A 24,361-nucleotide genomic window follows, 5' to 3' on the forward strand; every position below is an offset into this window, starting at 1 on the left:
TCCTTTTGAGCGTCTAGGAATGCTGTTTTTATTTCTGATTCAAAACTAGCATTTGTAGATGTGATTTTATTAGTTGCTGTTGTAGAGCCTTTAAAACTTGAACTTTGGTTTGCCACAATACTATCGTTTGCTGTTGTGGTTCCATTAAATATTGAGCCACTATTTGCTGTAATTATATTAGCTGTAACATCTTTAGTAAATGTTGTATCGCTTGATGTGATTGAGTTGGTGATATTTACAATTCCATCGAACTTAGAACCTGCTCCGCTACTTATCAAATCATTCGCAGTTACTTTGCCACCGAAAGTAGAACTTGTAGATGTTAGGGTGTTAGTAATATTTGTGCTTCCACCTATATTTGAAGTCTTGATATCTGCTACATTTGCTTTAATTTCACTTGTAGCGTCTAAAGTAGAACTTGTCATATCAAGTTTAGTTTGAGCATTGATTTTAGCACCTGTTGCGTTTGTGCCATTTGTTATGGTAATGTTTTGAGCTCTTAGGTTATGGTTAAGATTTGCCACGCTAGAATTATTGATAGTTACACCACTTAGGGTTAAATCTGAAATATTTGTATTTGCAGAATGAGAACCTATTGTTGTATTAGCTAATGTTCCACCACTTATTGTTAGTTTATTGTTAGTTGAACCACTACCATATCCATTTATAGATATATTGTTTAAAGTGCTATTTGTAAAAATAGTTTCTGTGTTAGAATCTAGAACTACATTATGTTTTGACTGATCTGCTGTAGTTTTATGCATATTAACATCTGTAAATTCATTTTTTCCTTTTAAATGCATGAAACCGTTAATATCTGTATTTATATCAGTACCTGTAAAATTTGTATTTGTCAATTCTGCTTCAGATTTTAAACTACCGTTAGTAAAAGTTGTTCCATTTACTACTATTTTATTATCTGAAGTTATTGCAACATTTTCAAAACTACCACCTATTATACTATTATCTCTATTAAAATTAGTATGACCTTGATTGTTTTTAATTTCTAATTTACTATTTTTAAAAATATTATTTGTAGATTTAATAGAACCTACACTTATATTAGAATCTGTAAAAGTATTTCCGTCTAAAACACCTTTAGCATATAGAGTAACATTTGAATTTTTATACTCATTACCTGTTGATTCTAAATACCTTATATTAAAATCAGTATCAATTATAAACTGATTATAAATTCTCATACAAGCTATATCTAAATTACCTAAAAAATCAAAACTTTCAATCGTTCCTTTTGATGTAGCGTCTTTTTTGCCTATATTTGTATAACTATTTTGCGTAGCCATCTTAACTTTTTTTGTTTTATCTGTACTAGTAGTATTTATAAGACTGTTAATAAATGTTTCATTTCCTATATGCTCAAATGTTGATGTATTATCTATTCTAAGCTCGCTTATAGTCATATTTCCTTTGTTTTTTTCAAGATGAGAACCATTTTTTAATTCAATTTTATCTATATTAGTTAGTCCTCCAACCCATAATTTAGAACTATCTGCTGTAATATTTTTAAAACTTGTATCAGTTATATTTACGCCATCGGTATTGTTTGATATTGTACAATCAGTTCCACCACTTGTGCAAATTTGATCGGGTTTTATCAAAGCAGCGTTTAAATACCCCCCCCGCTGATTGCTAAACAAGTTAATAATGATAAACTTAATTTATATTTCATGAGTTTTCCTTATTTTGTAATCGTTATTTTTCATAAAAAATTAAATGTTTCATTTTAACAAAATTATGATTAATTACTTTGCCCTAAAGTCCATTGATTAAGATAAATTCTTATTTGAAATTATTATAAATTTTTACATTAAAATGCATTGTTTAAATTATAAAGTAAATGCGAAAATTTTAAAAAGAATTTGAATTAGGAATTTAAATTTTTTTATTAGCTAGTTTATCAATGCCTATTTTATCTAATCTTAGCATACCCCAATCATCTTGCCTAAATGCTCCGATTTTTTCATAAAATTTTAAACTTGGTTCATTGTCATTCAAACAGCAAAAATCAATTCTTTCATAATTATTCTCGTAAGCAATCTTAGCTAATTCACGAAAAATAGCCTTGCCTATTCCTAAACCACGATAATCGCTATCTACGAACAAATCTTCTAGATAAATGCCACATTTTCCTAAAAATGTTGAAAAATTATTAAAATACAAAGCAAAGCCAACAGGTTTAAAATCATAATATGCTATTAAAACATAAGCTTTTTCTTTTTCAAATAACCATTCTTTTAATAATTCAGTAGTTGCAACCACACAATCTGATAGTTTTTCGTATTCTGCGAGTTTTTTAATAAAACTCAAAATTAATTCTAAGTCTTTTTCTGAAGCTTGTTTAATTTCAATCATAAGAAGAACGGAGAAAATCTCCGTAATATTAGCGTTTAAGTTCTTTAATTCTTGCAGCTTTACCGCGTAATCTGCGTAGATAAAATAGTCTTGAGCGTCTTACTTTACCACGGCGAACAACACTTATGCTTTCTAAACTATCTGAATAAATTGGGAATATTCTCTCAACTCCAACACCATTTGCACCTATTTTGCGAACCATAAAAGTTTCACCTGTGCCTTGACCACGGCGAGCTATACAAATACCTTCAAAATTTTGAACTCTTGTTTTATCGCCTTCTTTAATATGAATAGCAAGTTTTAAAGTATCACCAGCTCTAAAATCTGGAACATTTTTACCTTCAATTTGCTTAGCTTCAAATTGCTCAATATATTTATTTCTCATAGTTTTTCCTTAAATTATTGTGCTTGGCAAGTAAATCCGGGCGGTGGAATTTAGTCTTGCAAAACGATAGATGATTTTTTAAAAGGTTAATATTAGCGTGATTACCCTTAACAAAACTTGAAATTGAATAAAATTTATTAAAAATATTATTTTTTTTGTATTCGTATATAAAAGGTTTGGTAAAAGATGGTGCTTCTAGCAAATAATTTTCAAAACTTTCTTCAACCAAACTTTCTTCATTTAATACGCCTTTTACATTTCTAGCAATGGCATCACACAAACATAAAGCACCTAATTCTCCACCAGTTAATACAAAATCTCCTATACTAAAAACTTCATTAGCATAATTTTCAAAAACACGCTCATCAATTCCTTCATATCTTCCACATACGAAAGTTATTTCATTTTTTAAAGCCAATCTTTTTGCATCAATTTGCTTAAAGGGTTTTCCTGTTGGACTTAAAAAAATAATATGAGTATTTTTATAATTTTCTAAACAATCAAACAAAGGCTGACAAGACATAAGCATTCCTGCTCCACCACTGATTTTTGTATCATCTACTTTGTTATGTTTATGTTTTGAATAAAGTCTTGGATTATCATAATTTAATTTTATAAGTTCTTTTTCTTTTGCAATTTTTAAAATACTTTCATTAAAGTAACTCTCAATTAAATTTGGAAATAAACTTATAAAATTAAATGTCATTATGAGTTTTCTAAAATAACCTTAGAATTTTTTACCTTGATACACTCATTTACTGAGATTATAAAATTATCATGAAATGGGATATAAAAACTATTTGGCATTCCCTGATTAAGCAAATTTATATCTGTTTTAATTTCTAACAAATCATTAGCTCCAGTCTCAAGAATATCTACAACTTTACCTAACAATTCATCTTCTTCATATACTAAAAGTCCTATGATATCAAAATAAAAATGTTCGTTCTTATTTAATTTAATATTCTTTCTAGTATTCTCAACGCTTGAATAAAGCTCCATATTTACTAATTCTTTAGCACTATTTATATCTTCATATCCTACAAATTGAATTAAAGAATTATTAAAATCAAAAGATTTTATAATGAATTTCTTACCATTTTTATCAAAAAATTCAGCCTTTGGCTTAAATTGTTCGTAAAAATCACTTTTATTATGAAGTTTTAAAAACCCAATTAATCCATGAGTTTTACCTATTTTTGCAACAAAAACCAAATTATTCATCAAAAGTTTTTACCGTGATTTTATAATTTAATTTTTGAGTATTTTTATTATTAACAGCTATTGTTTTTATAGCAGTGATTATTTTACCTGACTTACCTATAAGTCTTCCTGCATCAACTTTAGTAGCCATAATAACAATATCTACTAAATTATCTTGCTTTTCTTCTACAAAAATCTCTAGCCGCTCAGGATTTGCGGCTATTGTTTTTGCATATGTAAAAATAAAATCTTTTACCATTATTTTGTAATTCTTGCTACACGATCGCTTAGTTTTGCACCAACGCTCTTCCAGTAAGCTAGTCTTTCAGCATCATATTTAATTGTTTCTGGTTCGCTCATTGGGTTATAATATCCAATACTTTCAATCCAGCCACCATCTCTTCTTTTTCTGCTGTCTGTTACTACTATACGATAAAAAGGACGTTTCTTTCTACCCATTCTTGTTAGTCTTACAACTGTCATTTTTTCTCCTTGATTGATTTAAAGATTTTTTATAAACAAAAATTGTCTATAAAAAAGCTTTAAATAAGTTTAAAGCTTTAAAAATTTTTTATTATTTTGGAAAATTTCCTTGATTTAACATAGAACTTAAACCTTTCATGCCACCTTTTGAAAGTTTTTTAGCAATTTTTGAAGCATTTTCAAATTGTTTTAAAAATCTATTAACTTCCATTTGAGAAAGTCCTGCGCCTTTTGCAATTCTTGCTTTTCTTGCATTATTTAAAAGACTTGGCATTTCTCTTTCTTTTGGTGTCATTGAGCTAATCATAGCTTTAATATGTATCATTTCTTTTGAACTTTCCAAATCTATATCTTTTACTTTATTTGCTACTCCACTAAGCCCTGGTATCATTCCAACTAATGAGCCTAAATTACCTAATTTCTTAACACTTTCTAATTGATTTATAAAATCGTTAAAGTTAAATTCACCTTTTTTAATCTTTTTGCTTAAAATTTTTGCTTCTTTTTCATCAAATACAGCAGAAGTTTTTTCCATTAAAGTCGCTAAGTCACCTTCACCCATTATACGGCCAACAATTCTTTCAGGCACAAAGCTTTCAAAATCTCCTACTTTTTCTCCAATACCTACGAACTTTAAAGGTAAATTTAATAATTTTGCTATACCTAAAGCAACCCCACCTTTAGTATCAGCGTCAAATTTGCTTAAAATAACACCACTAATTCCTATTTTTTCATTAAAGATTTCAGCAGTTTTTACACCTTCTTGACCACTCATAGCATCAGCTACATAAAAACTCTCATAAGGATTAACAATTTCTTTTACACGAGCAAGCTCATTCATTAGTGGCTCATCAATTGCTAAACGACCAGCAGTATCTACTAATAAAACATCGTATAAATTATCTTTTGCTTTTTTTAATGCTGCAGATGCAACTTCGCAAGGATCTTTGCTATCCATTGAGAATAAATCAATTTCATTTGCTTCACATAATTGTCTTAATTGCTCTACCGCTGCAAGTCTTTGTAAATCGCACGCTGCAACTAAGACCTTTTTCTTTCTTAGTTTTAAATAGTTAGCCAATTTAATTGTGCTAGTAGTTTTACCGCCACCTTGCAAACCTATCATCATAACTGATGTTAAGCCACTTGGAGAAAATCTAAATTCGCTAATCTTATTCTCTGGTGTTAATATGTTTGTAAGATTGTTTTTAATAGCGTCTAGGAAGTGTTTTTGACCTATTCCTTTTGCTTTTACTTCGTTTTCTACATTAACTAATAATTCTTTTGTTACTTTAAAATGAACATCAGCTTTTAATAAAGATTTTTTCAGCGTTTCCATTGCGTTTTTTAACGCTTTTTCATCATCTATTGTTTTTAATTTATTTACTGCTTGCTTAAAAGAATCACTAATTAATTCAAACATTAAAAACTTCCTTATATAAAAATTTAAAAAGAAACAATTATATATTTAAATGCTTTATAATTGTTTAATATATTTTTTTATAGTTTTGTAAAGGAAAATTATGAAAAAAAATTATTTTTTAATAAGCATTTTATGTGTAATTTTTATATCACTTAATTTAAGAGCACCGATAACTGCAATAGGCCCTTTGGTTGATAAAATTATGCTTTCTTATGAGCTTAATTCAACCCAAATAGGAATATTAAGTTCTTTGCCACTTTTATGCTTTTTCATATTTTCTTTAATAGCTCCTATCTTACCAAACACAAAAGCTATATTTTCTGCAATTATTTTGATTATTATAGGTTTATTTACAAGGGCATTTTTTAATACTTTCTTTTTATTTTTTGGAACTATTTTAATAGGCTTAGGAATTGCAATTTTAAATGTTTTAATGCCAAGTTTTATCAAAAATAATTTTAAAAATATAGGCAAAATTATGGCAATTTATGGAATGATTTTAAGTGTTTCTAGCTTAATTGGAGTTTTTGGGCATTATTTGGTTGAATACATAGGCTTAAGTGGAACTTTGTTTTGTTGGGTTGTTTTTGCAATTATTGCATTGTTTTGTTATCTTCCTTTTATTAAAAACAACAGATTAAATAGAAAACAAAGTCTTAAAAAATTTAAAGATTTTTTAGGCATTTTTAAAAACCAAAAAGCTTGGATTATAACAGGATTTATGGGCTTACAAAGTTGTGTGTTTTATACGATAATTACTTGGTATCCTAGCATTTTAGCAACTAATTTAAGCAATGATGCAGCCACAAATATCGTTATATTATTTCAATTTTGCGCTATGTTTTCTGCATATTTTATCCCTAGTAAAATGGCAAACTCAAGCAATAATACATTGCTTTTATGCTTAGTTTGTTTTAGCAATATATTTGCATTTTTTATATGCTTACTTAGTTCAAATATCTATATTTTGATATTTTCTGCTTTATTATTTTCTATTCCTGTTGGTGGGATTTTTGGAGTTGCATTAACTATGATAGCTATAAAATCAAAAAATAGTGAAACTACCGTGTATCTTAGCTCAATGGCACAGAGTGTTGGATATCTAATCGCAACCATAGGTCCTATTATTTTTGGATATTTTAAAGATTTGAGTGGAAATTTTGATATTTCAATTATTTTTATGATAGCTATTAGCTCTTTATTGCTTATTTTTGCCTTACTTTCAAATAAAATAAGCTATATATAAACTTTTTATGCTAAAATCTGTTCTTCTTTTTTAGAAAATTCAACAAAAAGGAAAGCTTATGCCAAAAATGAAGAGCGTAAAAAGTGCTTCTAAGCGCTTTAGAGTAGGCAAAAACAAAATTAAACGTGGTTCAGCTTTTAGAAGCCACATTTTAACTAAAAAGCCTGCAAAAAGAATGCGTGATTTAAGAACAGCAAAATTTGTTCATGCTACAAATGAGAGCCGTGTTCTTAAAATGCTTTGTATGAAATAAGAGTTTTTGATTTTTTAATCATTCGTTACCCCCGTTTCGGGAAAGATTTGCTTTAGGCAAACGCCATTAAAAGGAGAAATTATGGCAAGAGTAAAAACAGGCGTAGTAAGACGCAGAAGACATAAAAAATTATTAAAATTAGCTAGAGGTTTTTATAGCGGTCGTAGAAAACACTTTAGAAAAGCTAAAGAACAATTAGAAAGAAGCTTGGTATATGCTTACCGCGATAGACGCCGCAAGAAAAGAGATTTCCGCCGTTTATGGATTATTAGAATTAATGCGGCATGCCGTTTAAATGATTTAAGCTATTCAAGATTTATGAATGGTCTTAAAAAAGCTGGAATTGAACTAGATAGAAAAGTTCTAGCAGATATGGCAATGAACGACGCAGCAGCATTTGCAAAAATTGCTGAAGCAGCTAAAAAAGCACTATAATTATTTCCTAGCTAAAATTAGCTAGGATTTTCTTTATTTCTTATTTTTTTCATATATACATTTTCAAAAATTCGATAAAATTACTAACTTTAAAAAAAGGAGTTAGTATGAAAAAATTATCAATTTTATTACTTGGTTTAACTTTAGGTGCAAACGAATGTGCTAGTTTGCAAGAGTGTATGCAAAATGCAAATTTTTATCAATTTGATAGAGAAGATGAAAAAAACGCTAGCGTTTATTATAAAATAGCTTGTGAAAAATACGAAAGTTATAACGCTTGCAAGGCATTAAGCGATATTTACAAATATTCTGATATTTTAGAAAATTCAAAATTAAGCAAAAAATACAAAAATAAGACTATTAAAATAGCAAAAGAACAATGTAAAAATAATAACGCAGAAGCTTGTTATGATTATGCAAATTACTGCGAAGTAAATTATACAAAATGCGAAGATTATGAAAAAATTTATAAACAATCTTTTGACTTATATACAGCAGAATGTGAAAACAAAAATTACTCATCTTGTTATTATCTAGCAAATATGTATTTCAATGGAACAGGCACTAATATAAATGAAGAAAAAGCACTTGATTTATATAAATATGCTTGTTTTAACAAAGATAATAAAAGTTGTTATGAAGTAGCGCAACATTACGAAAATAAATCTTTAGAATTTTTAAGAAAATCTTGTGAATTAGGATTTAAATACGCTTGCGAGAAGTTAGATAATATAAGATAAGCTTTTTAATAACTAAAAAGCTAAGAATTTGAATTCGGAATTAGATTCTAATTCCTATTTCAAATTCTAATAACTTATATTACTTCCACCTACTGGAATATAAACAATATCGCTTTTAGAAATATCGGTAAAATTAGTATTTGTTTTTGAAATTCTACCTGTTAAATTAGCTATTGTCTTACTATCATCTAAAACTAAATCACATACTTTATCTTGATTTTTAGCTTTTTTAATTACCACATAATATTCATCAAGACTAATTTCTAAGCAAGGCTTATTTTTTACTTTATATATACCTTTATCTAATGCTACATTAGTCATTGTGTTAATATCACTTGCAAATTCATTATGAGCTGTGTAATAACTTGCTAAATCGCCTATTAACAATGTAATATTTTGATTAGCTTTAACAAGCTCAGCATCATCTCTTGTAGCGTTTAATTTAGGGATTGCAACTGCTGCAATTATTCCTAAAATTACTATTACGAAAATTAATTCAATCATAGTAAATGCTTGTTTTACCATAAAACCCCACTGCCACCTAGTCTAAAATATATTTTACCCGTATCTAGAGTACTTTTTGCTGTCGTAAAATTAGGATCTGAATAACCATTACCAAATATACCTGAGCTACTAATACTATCTATAAATTTTTGACAAGTAGAATCCTTTGTAGCAGCTCCATTTTTAGCAGAAAAAGAATAATAAGCTTCACTTTTACTATTAGTTCCTATTTCAAACAATAGACATTCACAAGTATTATTTACTTTCATCCAAGCAGCACCACCTGCTCTTGCTGAATCACAATTTTTATTATGATATAAGGCTACACCAGTTAAATCTTGAGGATTAGTACTTGTTGGCAAATTACCTTTAGAGGTATAATAGCTTGTAACATCACCTATTAAAGTTGTAAGATTTGTATTTGCTTTTGCAAGTTCAGCATCATCTCTTGTAGCGTTTAGTTTAGGAATTGCAACTGCTGCTAAAATTCCTAGAATTACGATTACGAAAATTAATTCTATCATTGTAAAAGCTTTTTTCATTTCTATCCTTTTAAATTTAAAAAAGCCTAACAAGGATAACCTTGTTAGGCTTTGTTATATATTTAGACTTCAAGGTTATTAGAAGTTCACACCGCTTGTCGCATAATCAAAATCAACTGCTGTTGTTTTAGTACCATCTACAGCTGTACCTGCACTACTAGTTAACATAGCTTTGATATTATCTTTAGCTAATACATCAGTACAAACCTTATCAGCTGCTGCACTACCAGAAGGCGTTATTGTAATAGTATGATTATCTTTTACTGCAAAAGTTAAGCAAGGTTTAGATTTTACTTGCATTACTCCACTTGCCAAAGGAACGTTAGTAATAACTTTTAAATCAGCTGCTGTTTCTTTTTTAGTTGTAGGATCAACTACATTAAAAGTACCCTTTGAAGTATAATAAGATGCAAAATCACCCATAATAGTAGAAATGTTTGTAGCAAGTTTTGCAACTTCTGCATCATCTCTTGTAGCATTTAGTTTTGGAATAGCAACTGCTGCTAAAATTCCTAGAATTACGATTACGAAAATCAACTCAATCATTGTAAAGCCCTTTTTCATGGCTATCTCCTTAAAATAAATTTCACTTTATTTACACAAAAGTAAAATTAATTTAAGGCTATTATTAAAGAAAATAATAAGTGTAAAAATGATTTTTAATCTTTATTTAGCATAGGATAAATCGTTTGGATATCAAAGAAATTTAAAATAGGAATTTAAAATAGGAATTAGAACCTAATTCCGATTTCGTAATTGTTAGAATTATTTAGACCAAAAGCCTTTTTGGAATGGAAATTCGTTGCATAAAAGTTTATTAATCTTGCAACCTTTATAAATTGCTTTTCTTAGTTCTTTTTCATATTTTTTTAAATACTTTTCATCTATATTATTGTTTGAATTACAATGCATATAATCGCCCTTTTCGCATAGCTTAATAAGTATTTTAACCCTATTATCTATATCTTCAATTCTTCCATAAGCATGGTATAAATAAATACATTTTTCTACATCTTTTTCGCAATTTTTATCGGTATTTTTCAAAGCTGTTTTAAGTAAGTCATCATCATCAATAATATAATAATCCTTACAGCCCATACAAGATTTTAAATCTCCACTTTTGCAAAGATTTTCACATATTAAAGTAGCTTGTTCTATATCACCATCACAAGAAATTGCATTAAATAATAAAGCAGCTTTATGTAAAGAATTTTCACTAGCTAACATAAAGGCTTTTTTGCCTTCTTCGCTATATTTTGCCTTATCAACAATAGCAAGGCTTATGCAAGAACTAATATAACCTAAATCACAAGCTTTCTTATCGTATTCAAGGCTGGTTTGATAGCTTAGTTCATCAAAATAGCTAAATGATATATGAGAATAAAAAGCACACGCATAGCCTGAATTATCTTTATCACATAGATTTTTTGACATACCTTTTACTACAAAGGGCTTATTTATATGTAAGCCTAGCCTAATTGCTAAAATACAAGCATCAGAGTTGTTATTTTTGCACGCATTTATAACGCTTGAAAAATTACTTTTATCATAATCTTTTGCATACAAGCTAAAAATTAGACAAAAAATAATACAAATTATTCTCATCAAACTCCTTTAACAGCTCTTAACTCCTTTTCTAAAATTGATTTTGGAGTTAAAGAGATGAACTTTTTTACCATTTTACCATTGTTATCATAAATAAACATAGCAGGAACTCCATAAACTCCCCCTACTACATTGCTTAAATACTCAACATCTAAACTATCATAAATAGTTGTAAATGTTACACCTTTTAAATTCTTAACAGCCATATCCTTATTTTTCATATTTCCTAAGACAGCTATTATTTTATAATTCTTGCTTAATTCATTTAATATAGGAATTTGTTTTTCGCAAACTCCACAATCTTTAGAATAAAAAAACAACATAAAAGGCTCATTAAGACCTTTTAAAGCCTTTTCTTTGGCATTATATTTTAAACTAAGTGGCTCTTTTGAATTAAGTGTTAAAAAATACTCATCCTTACAAGCGCAAAAAATCAAACATAAAAGCATTAAAATAATTCTCATAAATATCCTTTGATTTTTTCTTGTATATAATTAAATCCCCTATCACCTAAGATTTTTTCAACATAAACTCCATCTTTTAAGATAAATAAAGTCGGAACTGCAAATATTTCATACCTTGACCAAGTTATATCTTGCTGATCTTTTAAAAAAATCATAGCATCGTAATTATGTTCATTTTCGTGCTTTTTAATAGTTTTTAAATCATCAATTGAATTAATTGCATAAATTTTTATATTATTACTTAGTGCATAATCATTAAGGCTTGCCATTACTTTAAGACAAGCAGCACAGCCATTCTCCCAAAACTCAACTATTTCAATACCTTGCCTTGTAAGCTTAATATTATTACCTTTTGTATCCTTAGCTAATATTTCAGGAGCTTTTTCATTAAGGCTAAGCTTTGCATTATCACAAGCTACAAAAAATAAAGCAAAAACTATTAAAAATAATTTATTCATTTACAATAAGACCATCTTTAATAGTGATAATCTCATCAGCTTTTTTTGCTAAATCAGGGTTATGCGTGATTAAAACTATTGTTTTACCTTCGCTTCTTAATTGTTTAAAAATATCTAAAACAATTTCTCCATTTTCTTCATCAAGATTACCAGTAGGCTCATCAGCAAGTAAAATGCTAGGATTATTTATAAGACTTCTTGCTATACAAAGACGCTGTTGCTGACCACCACTTAACTCGCTTGGCAAATGCTCTAATCTATCAGCTAAGCCAACTTTATCTAAAATCTTTTTTGCATCGCTTTCATCAATACTAGAATGATAATATTGAGCTAGCATAACGTTTTCTAAAACACTTAAATATGGAATTAAATGAAATTGTTGAAAGATTAGTCCTATTTTTTCACGGCGGATTTTTTGCTTATCAACTTCGCTTAAATGAGTTACATTAATGCCATCTAAAAAATATTCGCCCTCACTTGCATTATCAAGCAATGATAAGATATTTAAAAGCGTTGTTTTACCGCTTCCACTCTTACCTACAATACTAAGCCAACGACTTTTTTCTAGTTCAAAACTAAGACCTTTTAAAACATGTGCTTTATCAAATCTTTTGTGTAAATTACTAACTTTAATAATACTCATTTATTCTCCTCTTAAATTACCTACGATATCTATACTTAAAGCTTTTTTGATAGGAAAATATGCAGCAAGAATAGCAAAAATAAAAGAAATTAAAATCGCTATTACAAACGCACTTAATCTAAAATCAATACTAGCATTAAAAATAATTGCTCCTAAAAATTGTGCTAATAAATACCCACCAACTGAGCCAAATAATGAAGCGATTAAGGTAAGTATGAAAACTTCACTAGCAAATAATTTTACTATATCGCTTTTAGCAGCCCCTAAGGCTAAATGTAAAGCGATTTCCTTTTTTCTTGAAAATATAATTGAACTAAGCGTTGTATTAACACTTGTTGAGCTAATTATTAAGATTACGATAGAAATTAAAAACATTAAGCCTTTAATTTTTTCTAAAATTGCACCTTCTTTAATACTAACGCTAGGAATTGTTTTAAGCTCTGCATTTTCATTATTAATACTTGCGCTTAGCTTTGATAGGTTTTCAAAATTATCATCAATTATTAAAGAAGCATAAGAATATTTATCCTTTACGCCTGAAAACTCTTTAGCTGAATCTAAATTAATAAACGCCATTGCATCAATTTCATCTCCACTAGAAATTATGCCTTTTACTACGAAAGTTTTTTCAACTAATCCTAAATCTTGCTTATAGTTTAAGGTTAGTTTTGAGCCAACTTTCTTATCAATTGTATTTGCTAAATCAATTCCTAAATAAATACTATCAGCTTTGCTGTATTCGCTAGGACTTAAACTACCTTTTAAAATAGTTAAAAATTTATTGATTTTTCTAAACTCATCAAAACTAACTCCAGCAACTAAAATCTGCCTACTAGAATAACTCGGAGTAAAGTATAAATAAGGCGAAATTGCTAAGATTTTTGAGCTTGTTATTTGTGATGTTATATTATTAACATCGCTAATATTTACATAATCGCTATCTTTAGCACTTAAAATCATATTAGCACCATAGCTTTTAAGCTCTTTGCTCATTTTATTATCTATATCAAAATAAATATTTAAAAACGCATTCGCAACAGCAGTTCCCATAAAAATAGAAATTAAAATTATAAGTAATCTTTGTTTTGAAAACCCTATACTCTTTTTAACTTGAGTTATGAAAAAATTATTTCCTGCCATAAAGCACCTCTACTATTTCTAATTTTATAAAGTTTTTTGTAGCTATTAATGAGCCAAGAATTGAGATTAAACTAGCAAAAAACATACAAATAAAAATAATAATAAAATTATAAGCAATGCTATGAGAAAAGATATTTAAAGCTATTAAATCACTTACAAAAAATCCAAAAATACTTCCAAACACACTAGCAACCAAGCTAACACATAAATAATCAACCATAAATATCAAATATATTTGCAAGTTATTTGCCCCTAAAGCCTTTAATAAGCCTATTTCTTTTGAGCGTCTATAAACATCGCTATTTATAAGCGAAGCTTGTGCTACGCTTGCAACTACTAATGAAATTAAAAAGATTATTCCCATTAAGCCTTGAATTTTTTTAACCACTGAGCTTTCAGCATCAGCAACCTTGCTAAGTGCTTTTGCACTTGCACCTTTGTAGTCTTCTTCTATTTGATAAGCAATTGAGCTAACATAAGCAGTGCAATACCATTTATCAAACTCAACTGCATCTAAGCTATCTTTATCATGTCTTGCACGCATTGCAAGGTCGTTTTCTGGAATTGTTAGCGCTGAAACTTCGGCTCTTTCATAAGTTGGCTTTGAGCCTAAAATCTCATTTAATTTATCAATATTTATAAGCAATTTATTATCATATTCGCCTAAATTATCAATAATTCCTACGATTTTAAAGTTTTTAATTCCTGATTCAAATTCCACATCAATTTGATCGCCTGATTTAAGATTAAATCTAGTTGCAAATTCTCTTCCTATATTTGCTTCTAAGATATTACTTTCATCATTTACAAAATCTTTATCGCTTTTCCAAAAAGGAAATAAGCCTGTGATTCCTGTTTTATAATCTTCTTCGCCATCAATAGGAATATTTTTATCAAAATAAGTGCCTAAAACTTTAATCTCTTTGCCATTAATTTTTGCTACTTCATCTTTAAATGGAGCAAAAGCTGTTATATTGTTTCTCCAAAAGATTTCTTTTATTTTATGTAAGTCTTTTAATTCTAAATATGTTTTATTCTCAAATGGTTTAAAAGTCTTATTTCCTACTTCAATGCTAAGTGCTGAGCCTTGTGGCACAACGCTAATATTTGCACCATAATTTCTAAGCTCTTTTGTAAGCTCATTACCAACGCCTAAAGTTATATTTAACATACAAGCAAGTAGCAAACAAGCTAGAAAAATAGTGCCAAAACTAAGGAGTTTTTGAGTTAAGTTGCCAAAAATTGATTTTTTTATAATTCTTAAAAACATTGCTTCTCCTTAACTTTGATAACCATTTAATCTAAAAGGTGCATTATCGTTTGAGCTTACATATTTGCTAGGGTCTTTTTTAAATTCTTCATAGCTTTCATCAGTGCTAAAATAATAATTTATACCTTTATACATATAAGATTTTTTAGCTTTTGAGTTTAAAAATTTATCTTGATTTACAGGGTCAATTACTTCAATTTCAACAACTTCGCTAAAATAATTTTCCCCATCTAAAACATCTCTTACTTTAATTAATAATTTATTATTTTTTTCATCTATTTCGTAATTTAACGGAATTGGATTACACCCACCTGCCTTGCCTACACTTGGTAAAAATAATCTTACGTTACAAGCAACGCAGATTAATTCGCCTTCTTTTAAAATATATCCTAAATCTCCACAAATCATACAAGAATCAAACACAGCAACAGGAGTGATTTTGCCAGCAAAACGATTGATTATAAAAAATCTAATCTTTTTACCTGAGCTTGAAATATAAGCATATCTATGTAATTTTCCATCGCTTACTTTATCTAATTCAAACTCAAAATGAGTTTTACTCTTTGGAGCAATTACTAAAGGCTCATCTATACTAATAGGCTTAGACGCAACTAGATCATAAAATAAAACGATTATAAAAGCTAAAACACTTAAAATAAATGTAATGCTAAAGTGAGTGTTTATTGTGCTTGTAAGGTTTTTGTTTTGCCTATAAACAATATCAAAATCGCCTTGTTTTTGTGTATATTTAGGGCGAAGTTTTAAGCATAATCCAACATAAATAATGCCTAAAATTAAGCAAATATAATAATAAAACTCAGCATAATGTTTGCTCTTTCCTATATAGCTTAAAAGTGCATCACTATCACTTAAAGCTCCGATACTTCTTGTCTTCATTCCATATAAAGCAAGTTCAGCTAAACATTCATTTATAAACATTAAAGCCAAAATAATTGCTATTAAAATACTAATTTTTGATTTTACATGCTTAGTAGAATATACAAAACTTATAAAAAATACAGCACATATAAAAAAAGCTAATAAAATAAAACCGAAATTTAAAACCCCTTCAGTATCTATTAAATTAGATTCAAATATAACAAAATTTGCACTTAATAAAAAATATCTAATAGCACACGCAAAGGCTATTAAAAATACGCTTGATATTGCAAATATTTTTATATTTCTTAAAAATACTAATAATAAAGAAATTATCAAAACACTATCGGCAATGATTAATCCTATTCTGTTTTGCTTTTCGTAGTTTATGATATAAAATGCAATATATCCAAAAATAAAACCAACAAATGCAGAAATTAAAATCTTATAAACTGAATGATTTTTGCAAGCAAATGATGTAAAAAAGCTAATAACAAAAGCTTCAAGAAATAAATGTATAAAATAAATACTCATTATTGTCCTTATTTTTGTATATTTTTATAGAAAGCTAAATTAGCTTTCTATTTTTTAAGGCTTATTTATCAGGTGTTCCGGTGTATTTGAACTTATATTTTACGTTAAATGTATCAAACCACTTATCAACACCTGTTTCTTTATCTACGTGGCGACCAAAACCTTGTTTTTCAGGATTGTCAATTACGAATTCTAATTCATAGTTACCTATTCCTGTATCCATTTTAATGTTTGCACCATAGTGTGGGCCATCATCAGCTACCATTGGCATAAGCTTTCCAACTTTTGTTTTACCATTATCTAGGTTTGTTAATTTATAACCTATTGTAAGATATGGCATCCAAAAACCTTCTGGAAAACCATTTGGATTTTCTTTAAGAGCGTGAATATCAGCTTCTAAGTGAATATCAGCTAATGATGCAGCTAAATCAATTCCTCTTGGCTCCATTTCAATTGGTTGTAAATAAACTGCTGCTATTTCCATACCATGTAATTTATAGCTTTCTGCTCCATCAATTGTTGGGATTTCAACTTCACCAGCGAATGCTGAAGTAGCTAAGAAAGCACCTGCAACTAAACTAAGCAATGACTTTTTCATTGTTTCTCCTTTGATTTGATTTGCATATAAAGAACTCCTCCTATTAATAGAAGAAGGATTATTGCCTGTAACACTAAGCTCTCATAATAAGGGTAAAGCCCTAGCCATGTAATACTTTCAAATGGCGTTGATATGAGATGTGGAGTTAAGACCTTGCCCTCAACAAGTTCCATAATTCCTTTGCCTGTAAAGACAAAACACATATAAAAAATCACAATTGAGGTTAATAAGAAAAATTGTTTTATAGGTATTCTAATAGCTCCTGCTTTAAGTAAGAAATATAAAATTACTAAAATAACTAAGCCTAATGCTAAACCGCCTATTACAGCACCTAAACCAGCACTTGAGCCTGAATCTATAAGTAACGCTTGATAAAATAATATAGTCTCTGCACCTTCTCTAAATACTGCTAAAAACACGGTCCACCATAGAGTTTTTGCACTACCACTTGTAATTGCCATTTTTGCTTGCTCTTTTAGATTACTTGCGTATTTTTTATTTCTTGCATTACTAAGCAACCAAAAACCAACATAAAACAACAAGGCTACTGCAATTAGCATTGTAACACCTTCTATAAGCTCTCTACTTTGACCTGAATTACTAATAAAATATGAAACAATAAACGCTGTTATAAATGATAAAATAACGCCCGTTCCTAAAGCTGAATATGCTATGTTTAATCTATCTTTATTACCACTTTGAATTATGTATGAAATTATTGCAACTACTATAATTAAAGCTTCTAAGCCTTCTCTTAGAATAATTGTAAGAGATGATATAAATAAAAACCATACACTAGTATCACTAATCTTATCAAGTTGGCTTGCAATTAATTTATTTAATTCATCAAAATTAGCTTGTAACTCTTCTTTGCTTGCCTTGCTTTTAATTAAAGCTGTTCCTTTTGTAAATTTCTCTTCTATCGCTAATTTAACGCTTGAATCAATTGCACCTATTTTACTCTCCATACCTTTTGCTTCAAAAATATCTAAATAAACACTTTGAAGAGAATTGATACTTGCTTTTTCGCCTACATTTTCATAATCTTGAACTATTTTTGTAAGTGCGATTTTAATATCGGTTGCAACTTGAGTATAATCAACATTCTTTGTTTCATCAACATATCCAACTAGCTTTAATTTACCAAGATTGCTTTCATCAATTTCTGTCATTACATCAAATATCTCATTAAGCAATTCTTCGCTTTTTTCTCTCATATCATTTTCACTAACTTTACCACTACGAATATCACTACCAAAACTTCTTAATTTGCTTCTCATATTGATATTTTTTGTAGCATTTATTAGTATTTCTATATTTGTGTTTATATAAATTTCTTCTCTTGCTGAACCTATTGTATCAGCAGCTTTTGTGTATTCTCCAAGCTTGTTATATTGCATTGCTTCATCAAATTTTTCGCTTAATAAATCATAAACATGTTGAAGTCTAGGATCAATAGAAGCAGCAGCTTGAAGACTTTCAAGACTATCATACACTGGCTTTTGCATTACAGGTTTTTGCACTTCTCCACTCGCTTCTTTTGCTAAAAGTGCAATTTCAGCAGCTTTTTGCTCTTCACATTTAGTTCTTGCATCACTTTCATTTGAGCCAAACATCATTTCGCCTTCAATGCAAGACTTTAATAAATTTTCTCTTGCATTAATTTCTGCTTTTGCTTTATCATAATTTGGATCAGATGCTACGGCTTTAATCTTAAAACCATCTTGAATAATAGGCGTTACTTCTTCTAAATCTAATTTAAGACCATAGATTAAAGCTTCAATTTTATTAATATTTTCGCCTTTTCCATAATAGCTTCTTAAATTAGTAAATTTTCTCTCCATAAAAAAGCCTTTTTTTCCGATATTTCTACCGATTGGCCCTTCCATGTTTTCAAAATGCTGAAAATATGCTTCGCTTGCAAGTTGTCTTGCTGTAGCTGCATCGCCTTTTTTATAAGCTTCTAAGCCTTTATCAAGCTTTTCAATAATCAAATCTTTTTCTTTAAAATAATCAACATCATCTCTAGCAATTACTGAAGTTACTAAAATACAAATAAGAAATAATAATTTTTTCACAAGTAAGCCTTTATAATTTTTTCGCATATTCTAAAACTTATAAATAAATCAAATCTAAATGATACTTATTATTTTTTTCATAATTTATCAATTAGGAATAAAATTGATAAAAAATTTTTCAAGTTATTAACCATTTTTAATATTTCGCTCTTACAATTTCGCCACATTTTTTAGAGGAGAAGAAAAATGAAAAGATTATGTTTAGTATTAGTTGCCTTTTTAGGTCTTAATTTATGTGCTGCTGAAGTTGAAGCAGTAAATACTGAAGAATGCAAAAGTGCTGAGTGCGTAAATAGCACAAGCGAGCAAACAACAACAGAAAATGTTCAAGAACAAATGGAAGTAAAAGAAGAAGTTAAGTAAAACACAAATTTCTACGATTTAGCTAAGCTAAATCGTAGTATTAATTAAAAAATCCGAGAATATACGATTTTAAATTCTCAAATCCACTAATAAAAATAATAATAATTACAACAGGAATTATGTATTTTATATAATAAAACCATGCTTTATAAATAGGGTTTTTTAATTCATAATCATTGCTAATTTCTCTTAAAGCTTCATCTTTACCTAAAACAAATGCAACATATAAAACACATAATAATGCAGTAATTACAAATAAAATATTTCCACTCACAAAGTCAAATGTATCAAAAATATTTCTTCCAAAAATTAAAACATCATCAAGCACACCATAACTAAGCAATGCAGGAATATTTCCTAAAATAAAAATTCCACCTAAAACTAAATTAATTGAAGTTTTCTTTGAGATTTTAAACTTTTCTTCTAAAACCGAAATAATTACTTGATAAATCGGCAAACTTGTAGTAAGTGCTGCAGTAAGTAATAATACAAAAAATACAATAGCAAAAATATTTCCAAAATGCATATTTGAAAATACAATAGGCAAAGTCTTAAACACTAGCGAAGGTCCTGCATCAGGACTTAATCCGAATGAAAAAAGTGATGGAAATATCATAAAACCTGCTAAAACTGCTACAAGAGTATTTACAACACCTGTAATTACTGCTGTTTTTAACAAATCTTCTTTTTTATCAAGATAACTTGAAAGCGTAATCATCACGCCAAATCCAAGTGATAATGCAAAAAATACTTGTCCTATAACATATAAAAAAATGCTTGGAGTTATCTTACTAAAATCAGGGTATAAATAAAACTTAATTCCTTCTAATGCTCCATCTAAAGTAACATTTCTAATAACCATAGCAATTAAGCATAAAAATAATAATGGCATTAAGTATTTAACCGATCGCTCAATCCCATCAATAACTCCACGCCTTAAAATAATCCAGTTAATTAAAACAAATACAAAAGTATAAATTGCTATCATTAAAGGAGATTTTTCAATATGATTTACATAATGTAAGCTTGTTTGCTCAGCCGTTATAACTTGAGTTAAATCTAAATTATTTGTAATAATATTTACAATATAGCTAATTACCCAAGCACCTAAAACCATATAATAAGCCATAATTGCATAGCTTCCAAAAAGTCCTAAATACCCTATAAATTGCCATTTTTTACTAAAACAATCTACACTATTTTTATGAGCGCGTCTTCCTATAATATTTTCAACCAAAATAATAGGAACACCTACTAAAAACATAGCTATTATAAATAATAAAACATAAGCACCGCCGCCGTTTTCTCCAACCATATAAGGAAATCTCCAAGTAGCTCCAAATCCTATGGTAGCACCTGCAACGGTTAAAATATATGTTAATCTATTTGTCCAAGTTTGTCTTTTCATATGTATCCTTTGTGTAAAAAGGATACATTTTATACAAAAAACAATATTAATTGCAAGTAAATTTTAAATAAATTTTACAAATAAAAATCCTAATGCAACACTTAAGATAATCATTAAAACCCCTGGAATAAAGAAAGAATGGTTAAATACATATCTTCCTATTCTAGTAGTTTTCGTATCATCCATACCAACAGCACCAAGTAAAGTTGGGTAAGTTGGTAACACAAAGAGCGCTGAAACTGCTGCAAAAGAAGCGATTATTATCTTTGCATTTTCTGGATTTTCACTAAGTCCTAGAGCAACTATTACTGATGGAACAATTGCTTTTGCTGTTGCTGCTTGAGAATATAAAAGCATGCTTGCAAAGAAAAAGGCAAATGCTAATAAGAATTGATATTGCTCTACTAGATTTTTTGCAAAATCTTTTATTTCAGCTGAATGAGCGCTTACATAAGTATCACCTAGCCATGCAACACCTAAAACACATACGCAAGCATTCATACCGCTTTTAAATACACTTGTATCAATGATTTTAGAAGTATTAATTTTACTAACTAAGACAATAAAAGTTGCAATGCTAAGCATTACACACATAATCGCACTATCTCTTGGAATTATTATTTGCTCAGCTTTTAAGCCTGAAAGATAAGTCGCATAACAAACTACAGCTAAAACTCCGATAATAAAAATTGCAACGCTTAATTTTGCTTCTTTGCTAATTATTTGAGTTGATTTTTCTTTTTTTACGATTTCACCTTTTTTTAATAATTCTTGATAATACTCATCGCTGCTTAAATCAAGATTGCTAAACTTAGTTACTAAAAATGCTGTTATTATGCAAGCTAAATATGTGCTAGCTATCCAAACCCCAAGCATTGCAATATAAGAATATCCAAAACCTTCTAAAACCCCACTAAGATAAACAACAGCAGCGCTAACAGGACTTGCTGTAATTGCTATTTGACTTGATACAACTGCAAGGCTAAGCGGTGCTTTTGGCTTAATATTTTGCTCTTTTGCAACTTCAACAATTACAGGAATCATAGAAAAAGCAGTATGACCTGTGCCTGCTAAAATCGTTAGAAAATAAGTAATTGTAGGCGCTAGATAATTAATCTTTTTAGGATTTTTTCTAAGGATTTTTTCAGCAACATTTACTAAATAATCAAGCCCACCAGCAAGTTGCATAGCCGAAATTGCTGCGATAACTGACATTATGATTAAAATTACTGAAGTTGGAATCTCACCAGGCTTTATCCCACATAAAACACCTAGTAAAATAACGCCTATTCCACCAGTATATCCAATAGCAATTCCACCAAGCCTAACGCCTATGAAAATTACTGATAAAACAATTGCAAGGTCTAAAAAACCAAAAGAACTCATCAAAACACAAAATAGCAATAATGCTATCATTAAAAACGAATCGTTTTTCATAGCCACTCCTTTAAAATAATGCAATTTTACAATTAAAAATTTTAATAATAAATAAAAATTATTAAAAAATAAAAAAGAATTTGAATTAGGAAATTAAAAATTTAAATTAAGATATTTTTAATAATAATCAAGGAATTTCTTTGCGAAATTCCTATTTTAAATTCTTAGTTTTTCATCTCATTTAAGCCATCGATATCTAGCACGCCACCATTGCTTGCATTGCTAACAAGCGCTCTATACATTCTAAGCCATCTTGAATTAAGTGGTTTTTGTATAGGTTTAAACTCTGCTTTTCTCTTAGCCATTTCTTCATCGCTTATTAATAGATTTATAGTGCATTTGATAGTATCAATTTCTATAATATCGCCATCTTTTATAAGCCCTATTTCTCCACCTTCAGCAGCTTCAGGCGAGCAGTGTCCTACGCTAAAGCCCCTTGTTGCACCACTAAATCTTCCATCAGTAAGCAAGGCAACCGAAGCACCTAAACCCCTACCCATAATAAGGCTTGTTGGACTTAACATCTCTTGCATACCAGGGCCACCCTTTGGACCTTCATAGCGAATTACAACACAATCACCTGCTACTACTTTTCCACTGCTAATTCCTGCGATTGCTTCATCTTGAGAATTAAAGCAAACGCATTTTCCACGAAATACCTTATCTCCAACAATTCCTGCAACCTTAATTACAGCACCTTGTTTTGCAATATTTCCAAATAATACGCAAAGTCCCCCACGCTCTGAATATGGATTTTCAAGCGTTTTAATAGCCTTACCATCAGGATTAATATCTGCTATTAATTCGCCGATACTTTCTCCACTAATAGTAAGTGCGTCTTTGCTAAAGAATTTGCTTTTTTTGCTAACTTCATTCATTATCGCATATATTCCACCACTACTTCCAACATCTTGCATATGAGTTCCTGGTAAGCTTGGGCTTACTTTTGCAATATGTGGGGTATCTTGAGCTATTTCGTGCATTAATTCTAAGTTTATTTCATCAGCATAAGCTTCTTTTGCAATTGCAAGAGTATGCAAAATTGTATTAGTACTTCCACCCATTGCCATATCACAAACTAGGGCGTTTTTAAGGCTTTTATTATTTAAAATATTTCTAATTTTATATTTTTCGCTTAGCTCTTCGCTTTTTGCAATTTCGCAAATTCTTCTTGCCGCAGTTCTTAATAATTCTTCTCTTTGGGCACTTAGTGCTAAAATAGTGCCATTTCCTTTAAGTGCAATACCAAGGCTCTCCATTAAAGAATTCATTGAATTAGCTGTAAACATTCCACTACAGCTTCCAGCACCTGGACATGCAGCGCATTCAATTTCTTTTAATTTCGCTTCATCTATTTTGCCAACTTCAAATTCCCCAACTGCTTCAAAGGCTGTATTTAAATCAATCTGAGAGCCATCTTTTAGCTTTCCTGCAGCCATTGCTCCACCACTTACAAAAATGGTCGGAACATTTACTCTTAATGCTCCCATTATCATACCTGGAGTGATTTTATCGCAGTTTGGGATTGCTATCATTGCATCTAGGCTATGTGCGTTCATTACCGTTTCAACACTACTTGCTATTAATTCACGACTAGGAAGTGAATAAAGCATTCCGCTATGTCCCATGGCAATACCATCATCAACACCTATGCAGTTAAACTCAAATGGAACACAGCCGTTTTTGCGGATTTCATCTTTTATAATCTCTGCGTATTTATTTAAATAAAAATGCCCTGGGATAATCTCAATAAAGCTATTGCAAACTCCTATAAATGGCTTTGCAAAATCTTCATCTTTTAATCCAACAGCTCTAAGTAACGACCTGCTAGGTGCTTTTGTATAGCCTTTTTTAATAACATCACTTCTCATTCTTGCTCCTTTTTAAATTAATAGAT

The 24,361-nt window shown here is 29.3% G+C and carries 28 protein-coding genes; 5 read left to right on the forward strand and 23 right to left on the reverse strand.

Annotated elements, in window-relative coordinates; all coding sequences use genetic code 11:
- From AC1B00_RS07910 to AC1B00_RS07945, 8 genes are all read right to left on the reverse strand, one after another.
- A partial coding sequence (locus tag AC1B00_RS07910) for an autotransporter outer membrane beta-barrel domain-containing protein (protein WP_488849173.1) occupies positions 1 to 1,658 on the reverse strand: 1,658 nt, incomplete at its 3' end.
- A 235-nt stretch (positions 1,659 to 1,893) separates the two neighbouring features.
- A complete protein-coding gene (locus AC1B00_RS07915) occupies positions 1,894 to 2,373 on the reverse strand; it encodes a GNAT family N-acetyltransferase (RefSeq protein WP_488849175.1) in 480 nt (159 codons plus the stop codon).
- Between the two features lie 28 nt (positions 2,374 to 2,401).
- The gene (gene rplS / locus AC1B00_RS07920) at positions 2,402 to 2,758 is read right to left on the reverse strand and encodes a 50S ribosomal protein L19 (protein ID WP_239817471.1); all 357 of its coding nucleotides are present in this window, start codon (positions 2,756 to 2,758) and stop codon (positions 2,402 to 2,404) included.
- On the reverse strand, positions 2,748 to 3,464 hold the full coding sequence (gene trmD, locus AC1B00_RS07925) for a tRNA (guanosine(37)-N1)-methyltransferase TrmD (RefSeq protein ID WP_239817472.1): 717 nt from the start codon (positions 3,462 to 3,464) through the stop codon (positions 2,748 to 2,750). The genes rplS and trmD overlap by 11 nt, the downstream gene beginning before the upstream one ends.
- A complete protein-coding gene (gene rimM / locus AC1B00_RS07930; protein WP_239817473.1) occupies positions 3,464 to 3,985 on the reverse strand; it encodes a ribosome maturation factor RimM in 522 nt (173 codons plus the stop codon). The genes trmD and rimM overlap by 1 nt, the downstream gene beginning before the upstream one ends.
- Positions 3,975 to 4,220: a KH domain-containing protein gene (locus tag AC1B00_RS07935; protein WP_239817474.1), complete on the reverse strand. Its 246-nt coding sequence runs from the start codon at positions 4,218 to 4,220 to the stop codon at positions 3,975 to 3,977. Before AC1B00_RS07935 ends, rimM begins: the two co-directional genes overlap by 11 nt.
- Complete coding sequence (rpsP, locus tag AC1B00_RS07940; RefSeq protein WP_239817475.1) at positions 4,220 to 4,444, reverse strand: 30S ribosomal protein S16; 225 nt, start codon at positions 4,442 to 4,444, stop codon at positions 4,220 to 4,222. The genes AC1B00_RS07935 and rpsP overlap by 1 nt, the downstream gene beginning before the upstream one ends.
- A gap of 91 nt (positions 4,445 to 4,535) precedes the next feature.
- Positions 4,536 to 5,867 carry a signal recognition particle protein gene (locus tag AC1B00_RS07945; RefSeq protein ID WP_488849179.1) on the reverse strand — a complete coding sequence of 444 codons (1,332 nt, stop codon included), beginning with the start codon at positions 5,865 to 5,867 and terminating at the stop codon, positions 4,536 to 4,538.
- 100 nt (positions 5,868 to 5,967) lie between these two features.
- Between AC1B00_RS07945 and AC1B00_RS07950 the strand changes: the two genes are divergently transcribed.
- From AC1B00_RS07950 to AC1B00_RS07965, 4 genes are all read left to right on the forward strand, one after another.
- Positions 5,968 to 7,113 (forward strand): MFS transporter, encoded by a 1,146-nt coding sequence (locus AC1B00_RS07950; RefSeq protein WP_488849180.1) that lies wholly within the window; start codon positions 5,968 to 5,970, stop codon positions 7,111 to 7,113.
- A gap of 58 nt (positions 7,114 to 7,171) precedes the next feature.
- Positions 7,172 to 7,366 (forward strand): 50S ribosomal protein L35, encoded by a 195-nt coding sequence (gene rpmI / locus AC1B00_RS07955; RefSeq protein ID WP_239817478.1) that lies wholly within the window; start codon positions 7,172 to 7,174, stop codon positions 7,364 to 7,366.
- An 81-nt stretch (positions 7,367 to 7,447) separates the two neighbouring features.
- Entirely contained in the window at positions 7,448 to 7,801 is a 354-nt protein-coding gene (gene rplT / locus AC1B00_RS07960) for a 50S ribosomal protein L20 (protein WP_239817479.1), read from the forward strand.
- A gap of 107 nt (positions 7,802 to 7,908) precedes the next feature.
- Entirely contained in the window at positions 7,909 to 8,541 is a 633-nt protein-coding gene (locus AC1B00_RS07965) for a tetratricopeptide repeat protein (protein WP_239817480.1), read from the forward strand.
- Positions 8,542 to 8,607: 66 nt separating this feature from the next.
- On the opposite strand, the gene AC1B00_RS07970 is transcribed toward AC1B00_RS07965, so the two are convergent.
- The 12 genes from AC1B00_RS07970 to AC1B00_RS08025 all read right to left on the reverse strand — a co-directional run bounded on the left by AC1B00_RS07970 (position 8,608) and on the right by AC1B00_RS08025 (position 19,283).
- Positions 8,608 to 9,066 carry a type II secretion system protein gene (locus tag AC1B00_RS07970; protein WP_488849182.1) on the reverse strand — a complete coding sequence of 153 codons (459 nt, stop codon included), beginning with the start codon at positions 9,064 to 9,066 and terminating at the stop codon, positions 8,608 to 8,610.
- Positions 9,060 to 9,587, reverse strand: coding sequence for a type II secretion system protein (locus tag AC1B00_RS07975; RefSeq protein WP_488849184.1), 528 nt, complete (start codon positions 9,585 to 9,587; stop codon positions 9,060 to 9,062). The genes AC1B00_RS07970 and AC1B00_RS07975 overlap by 7 nt, the downstream gene beginning before the upstream one ends.
- Positions 9,588 to 9,665: 78 nt before the next feature.
- Complete coding sequence (locus tag AC1B00_RS07980) at positions 9,666 to 10,151, reverse strand: type II secretion system protein (protein WP_488849185.1); 486 nt, start codon at positions 10,149 to 10,151, stop codon at positions 9,666 to 9,668.
- Between the two features lie 201 nt (positions 10,152 to 10,352).
- Positions 10,353 to 11,192: a hypothetical protein gene (locus AC1B00_RS07985; protein WP_488849186.1), complete on the reverse strand. Its 840-nt coding sequence runs from the start codon at positions 11,190 to 11,192 to the stop codon at positions 10,353 to 10,355.
- Complete coding sequence (locus AC1B00_RS07990) at positions 11,192 to 11,656, reverse strand: TlpA family protein disulfide reductase (protein ID WP_488849187.1); 465 nt, start codon at positions 11,654 to 11,656, stop codon at positions 11,192 to 11,194. The genes AC1B00_RS07985 and AC1B00_RS07990 overlap by 1 nt, the downstream gene beginning before the upstream one ends.
- Complete coding sequence (locus AC1B00_RS07995; RefSeq protein WP_488849188.1) at positions 11,653 to 12,114, reverse strand: TlpA family protein disulfide reductase; 462 nt, start codon at positions 12,112 to 12,114, stop codon at positions 11,653 to 11,655. The genes AC1B00_RS07990 and AC1B00_RS07995 overlap by 4 nt, the downstream gene beginning before the upstream one ends.
- Entirely contained in the window at positions 12,107 to 12,757 is a 651-nt protein-coding gene (locus tag AC1B00_RS08000; protein ID WP_239817487.1) for an ABC transporter ATP-binding protein, read from the reverse strand. Before AC1B00_RS08000 ends, AC1B00_RS07995 begins: the two co-directional genes overlap by 8 nt.
- Positions 12,758 to 13,897: an ABC transporter permease gene (locus tag AC1B00_RS08005; RefSeq protein ID WP_239817488.1), complete on the reverse strand. Its 1,140-nt coding sequence runs from the start codon at positions 13,895 to 13,897 to the stop codon at positions 12,758 to 12,760.
- Positions 13,884 to 15,167 (reverse strand): ABC transporter permease, encoded by a 1,284-nt coding sequence (locus AC1B00_RS08010; RefSeq protein WP_336611884.1) that lies wholly within the window; start codon positions 15,165 to 15,167, stop codon positions 13,884 to 13,886. The genes AC1B00_RS08005 and AC1B00_RS08010 overlap by 14 nt, the downstream gene beginning before the upstream one ends.
- A gap of 9 nt (positions 15,168 to 15,176) precedes the next feature.
- A complete protein-coding gene (locus tag AC1B00_RS08015; RefSeq protein ID WP_488849190.1) occupies positions 15,177 to 16,580 on the reverse strand; it encodes a Fe-S-containing protein in 1,404 nt (467 codons plus the stop codon).
- 61 nt (positions 16,581 to 16,641) lie between these two features.
- Entirely contained in the window at positions 16,642 to 17,178 is a 537-nt protein-coding gene (locus AC1B00_RS08020) for an iron transporter (RefSeq protein WP_239817491.1), read from the reverse strand.
- Positions 17,175 to 19,283, reverse strand: coding sequence for an FTR1 family iron permease (locus AC1B00_RS08025; RefSeq protein WP_488849191.1), 2,109 nt, complete (start codon positions 19,281 to 19,283; stop codon positions 17,175 to 17,177). Before AC1B00_RS08025 ends, AC1B00_RS08020 begins: the two co-directional genes overlap by 4 nt.
- Positions 19,284 to 19,442: 159 nt before the next feature.
- On the opposite strand from AC1B00_RS08025, the gene AC1B00_RS08030 reads away from it, so the two are divergent.
- Positions 19,443 to 19,619, forward strand: coding sequence for a hypothetical protein (locus AC1B00_RS08030; RefSeq protein WP_239817493.1), 177 nt, complete (start codon positions 19,443 to 19,445; stop codon positions 19,617 to 19,619).
- Positions 19,620 to 19,659: 40 nt separating this feature from the next.
- On the opposite strand, the gene AC1B00_RS08035 is transcribed toward AC1B00_RS08030, so the two are convergent.
- The 3 genes from AC1B00_RS08035 to ilvD all read right to left on the reverse strand — a co-directional run bounded on the left by AC1B00_RS08035 (position 19,660) and on the right by ilvD (position 24,335).
- Complete coding sequence (locus tag AC1B00_RS08035) at positions 19,660 to 21,027, reverse strand: sodium-dependent transporter (protein WP_488849193.1); 1,368 nt, start codon at positions 21,025 to 21,027, stop codon at positions 19,660 to 19,662.
- Positions 21,028 to 21,090: 63 nt separating this feature from the next.
- Positions 21,091 to 22,413: an anaerobic C4-dicarboxylate transporter gene (locus AC1B00_RS08040; RefSeq protein WP_488849206.1), complete on the reverse strand. Its 1,323-nt coding sequence runs from the start codon at positions 22,411 to 22,413 to the stop codon at positions 21,091 to 21,093.
- A 215-nt stretch (positions 22,414 to 22,628) separates the two neighbouring features.
- The gene (gene ilvD, locus AC1B00_RS08045; RefSeq protein ID WP_488849194.1) at positions 22,629 to 24,335 is read right to left on the reverse strand and encodes a dihydroxy-acid dehydratase; all 1,707 of its coding nucleotides are present in this window, start codon (positions 24,333 to 24,335) and stop codon (positions 22,629 to 22,631) included.
- Positions 24,336 to 24,361: the final 26 nt, after the last annotated feature.

Source organism: Campylobacter sp. DY7 (assembly GCF_057802535.1).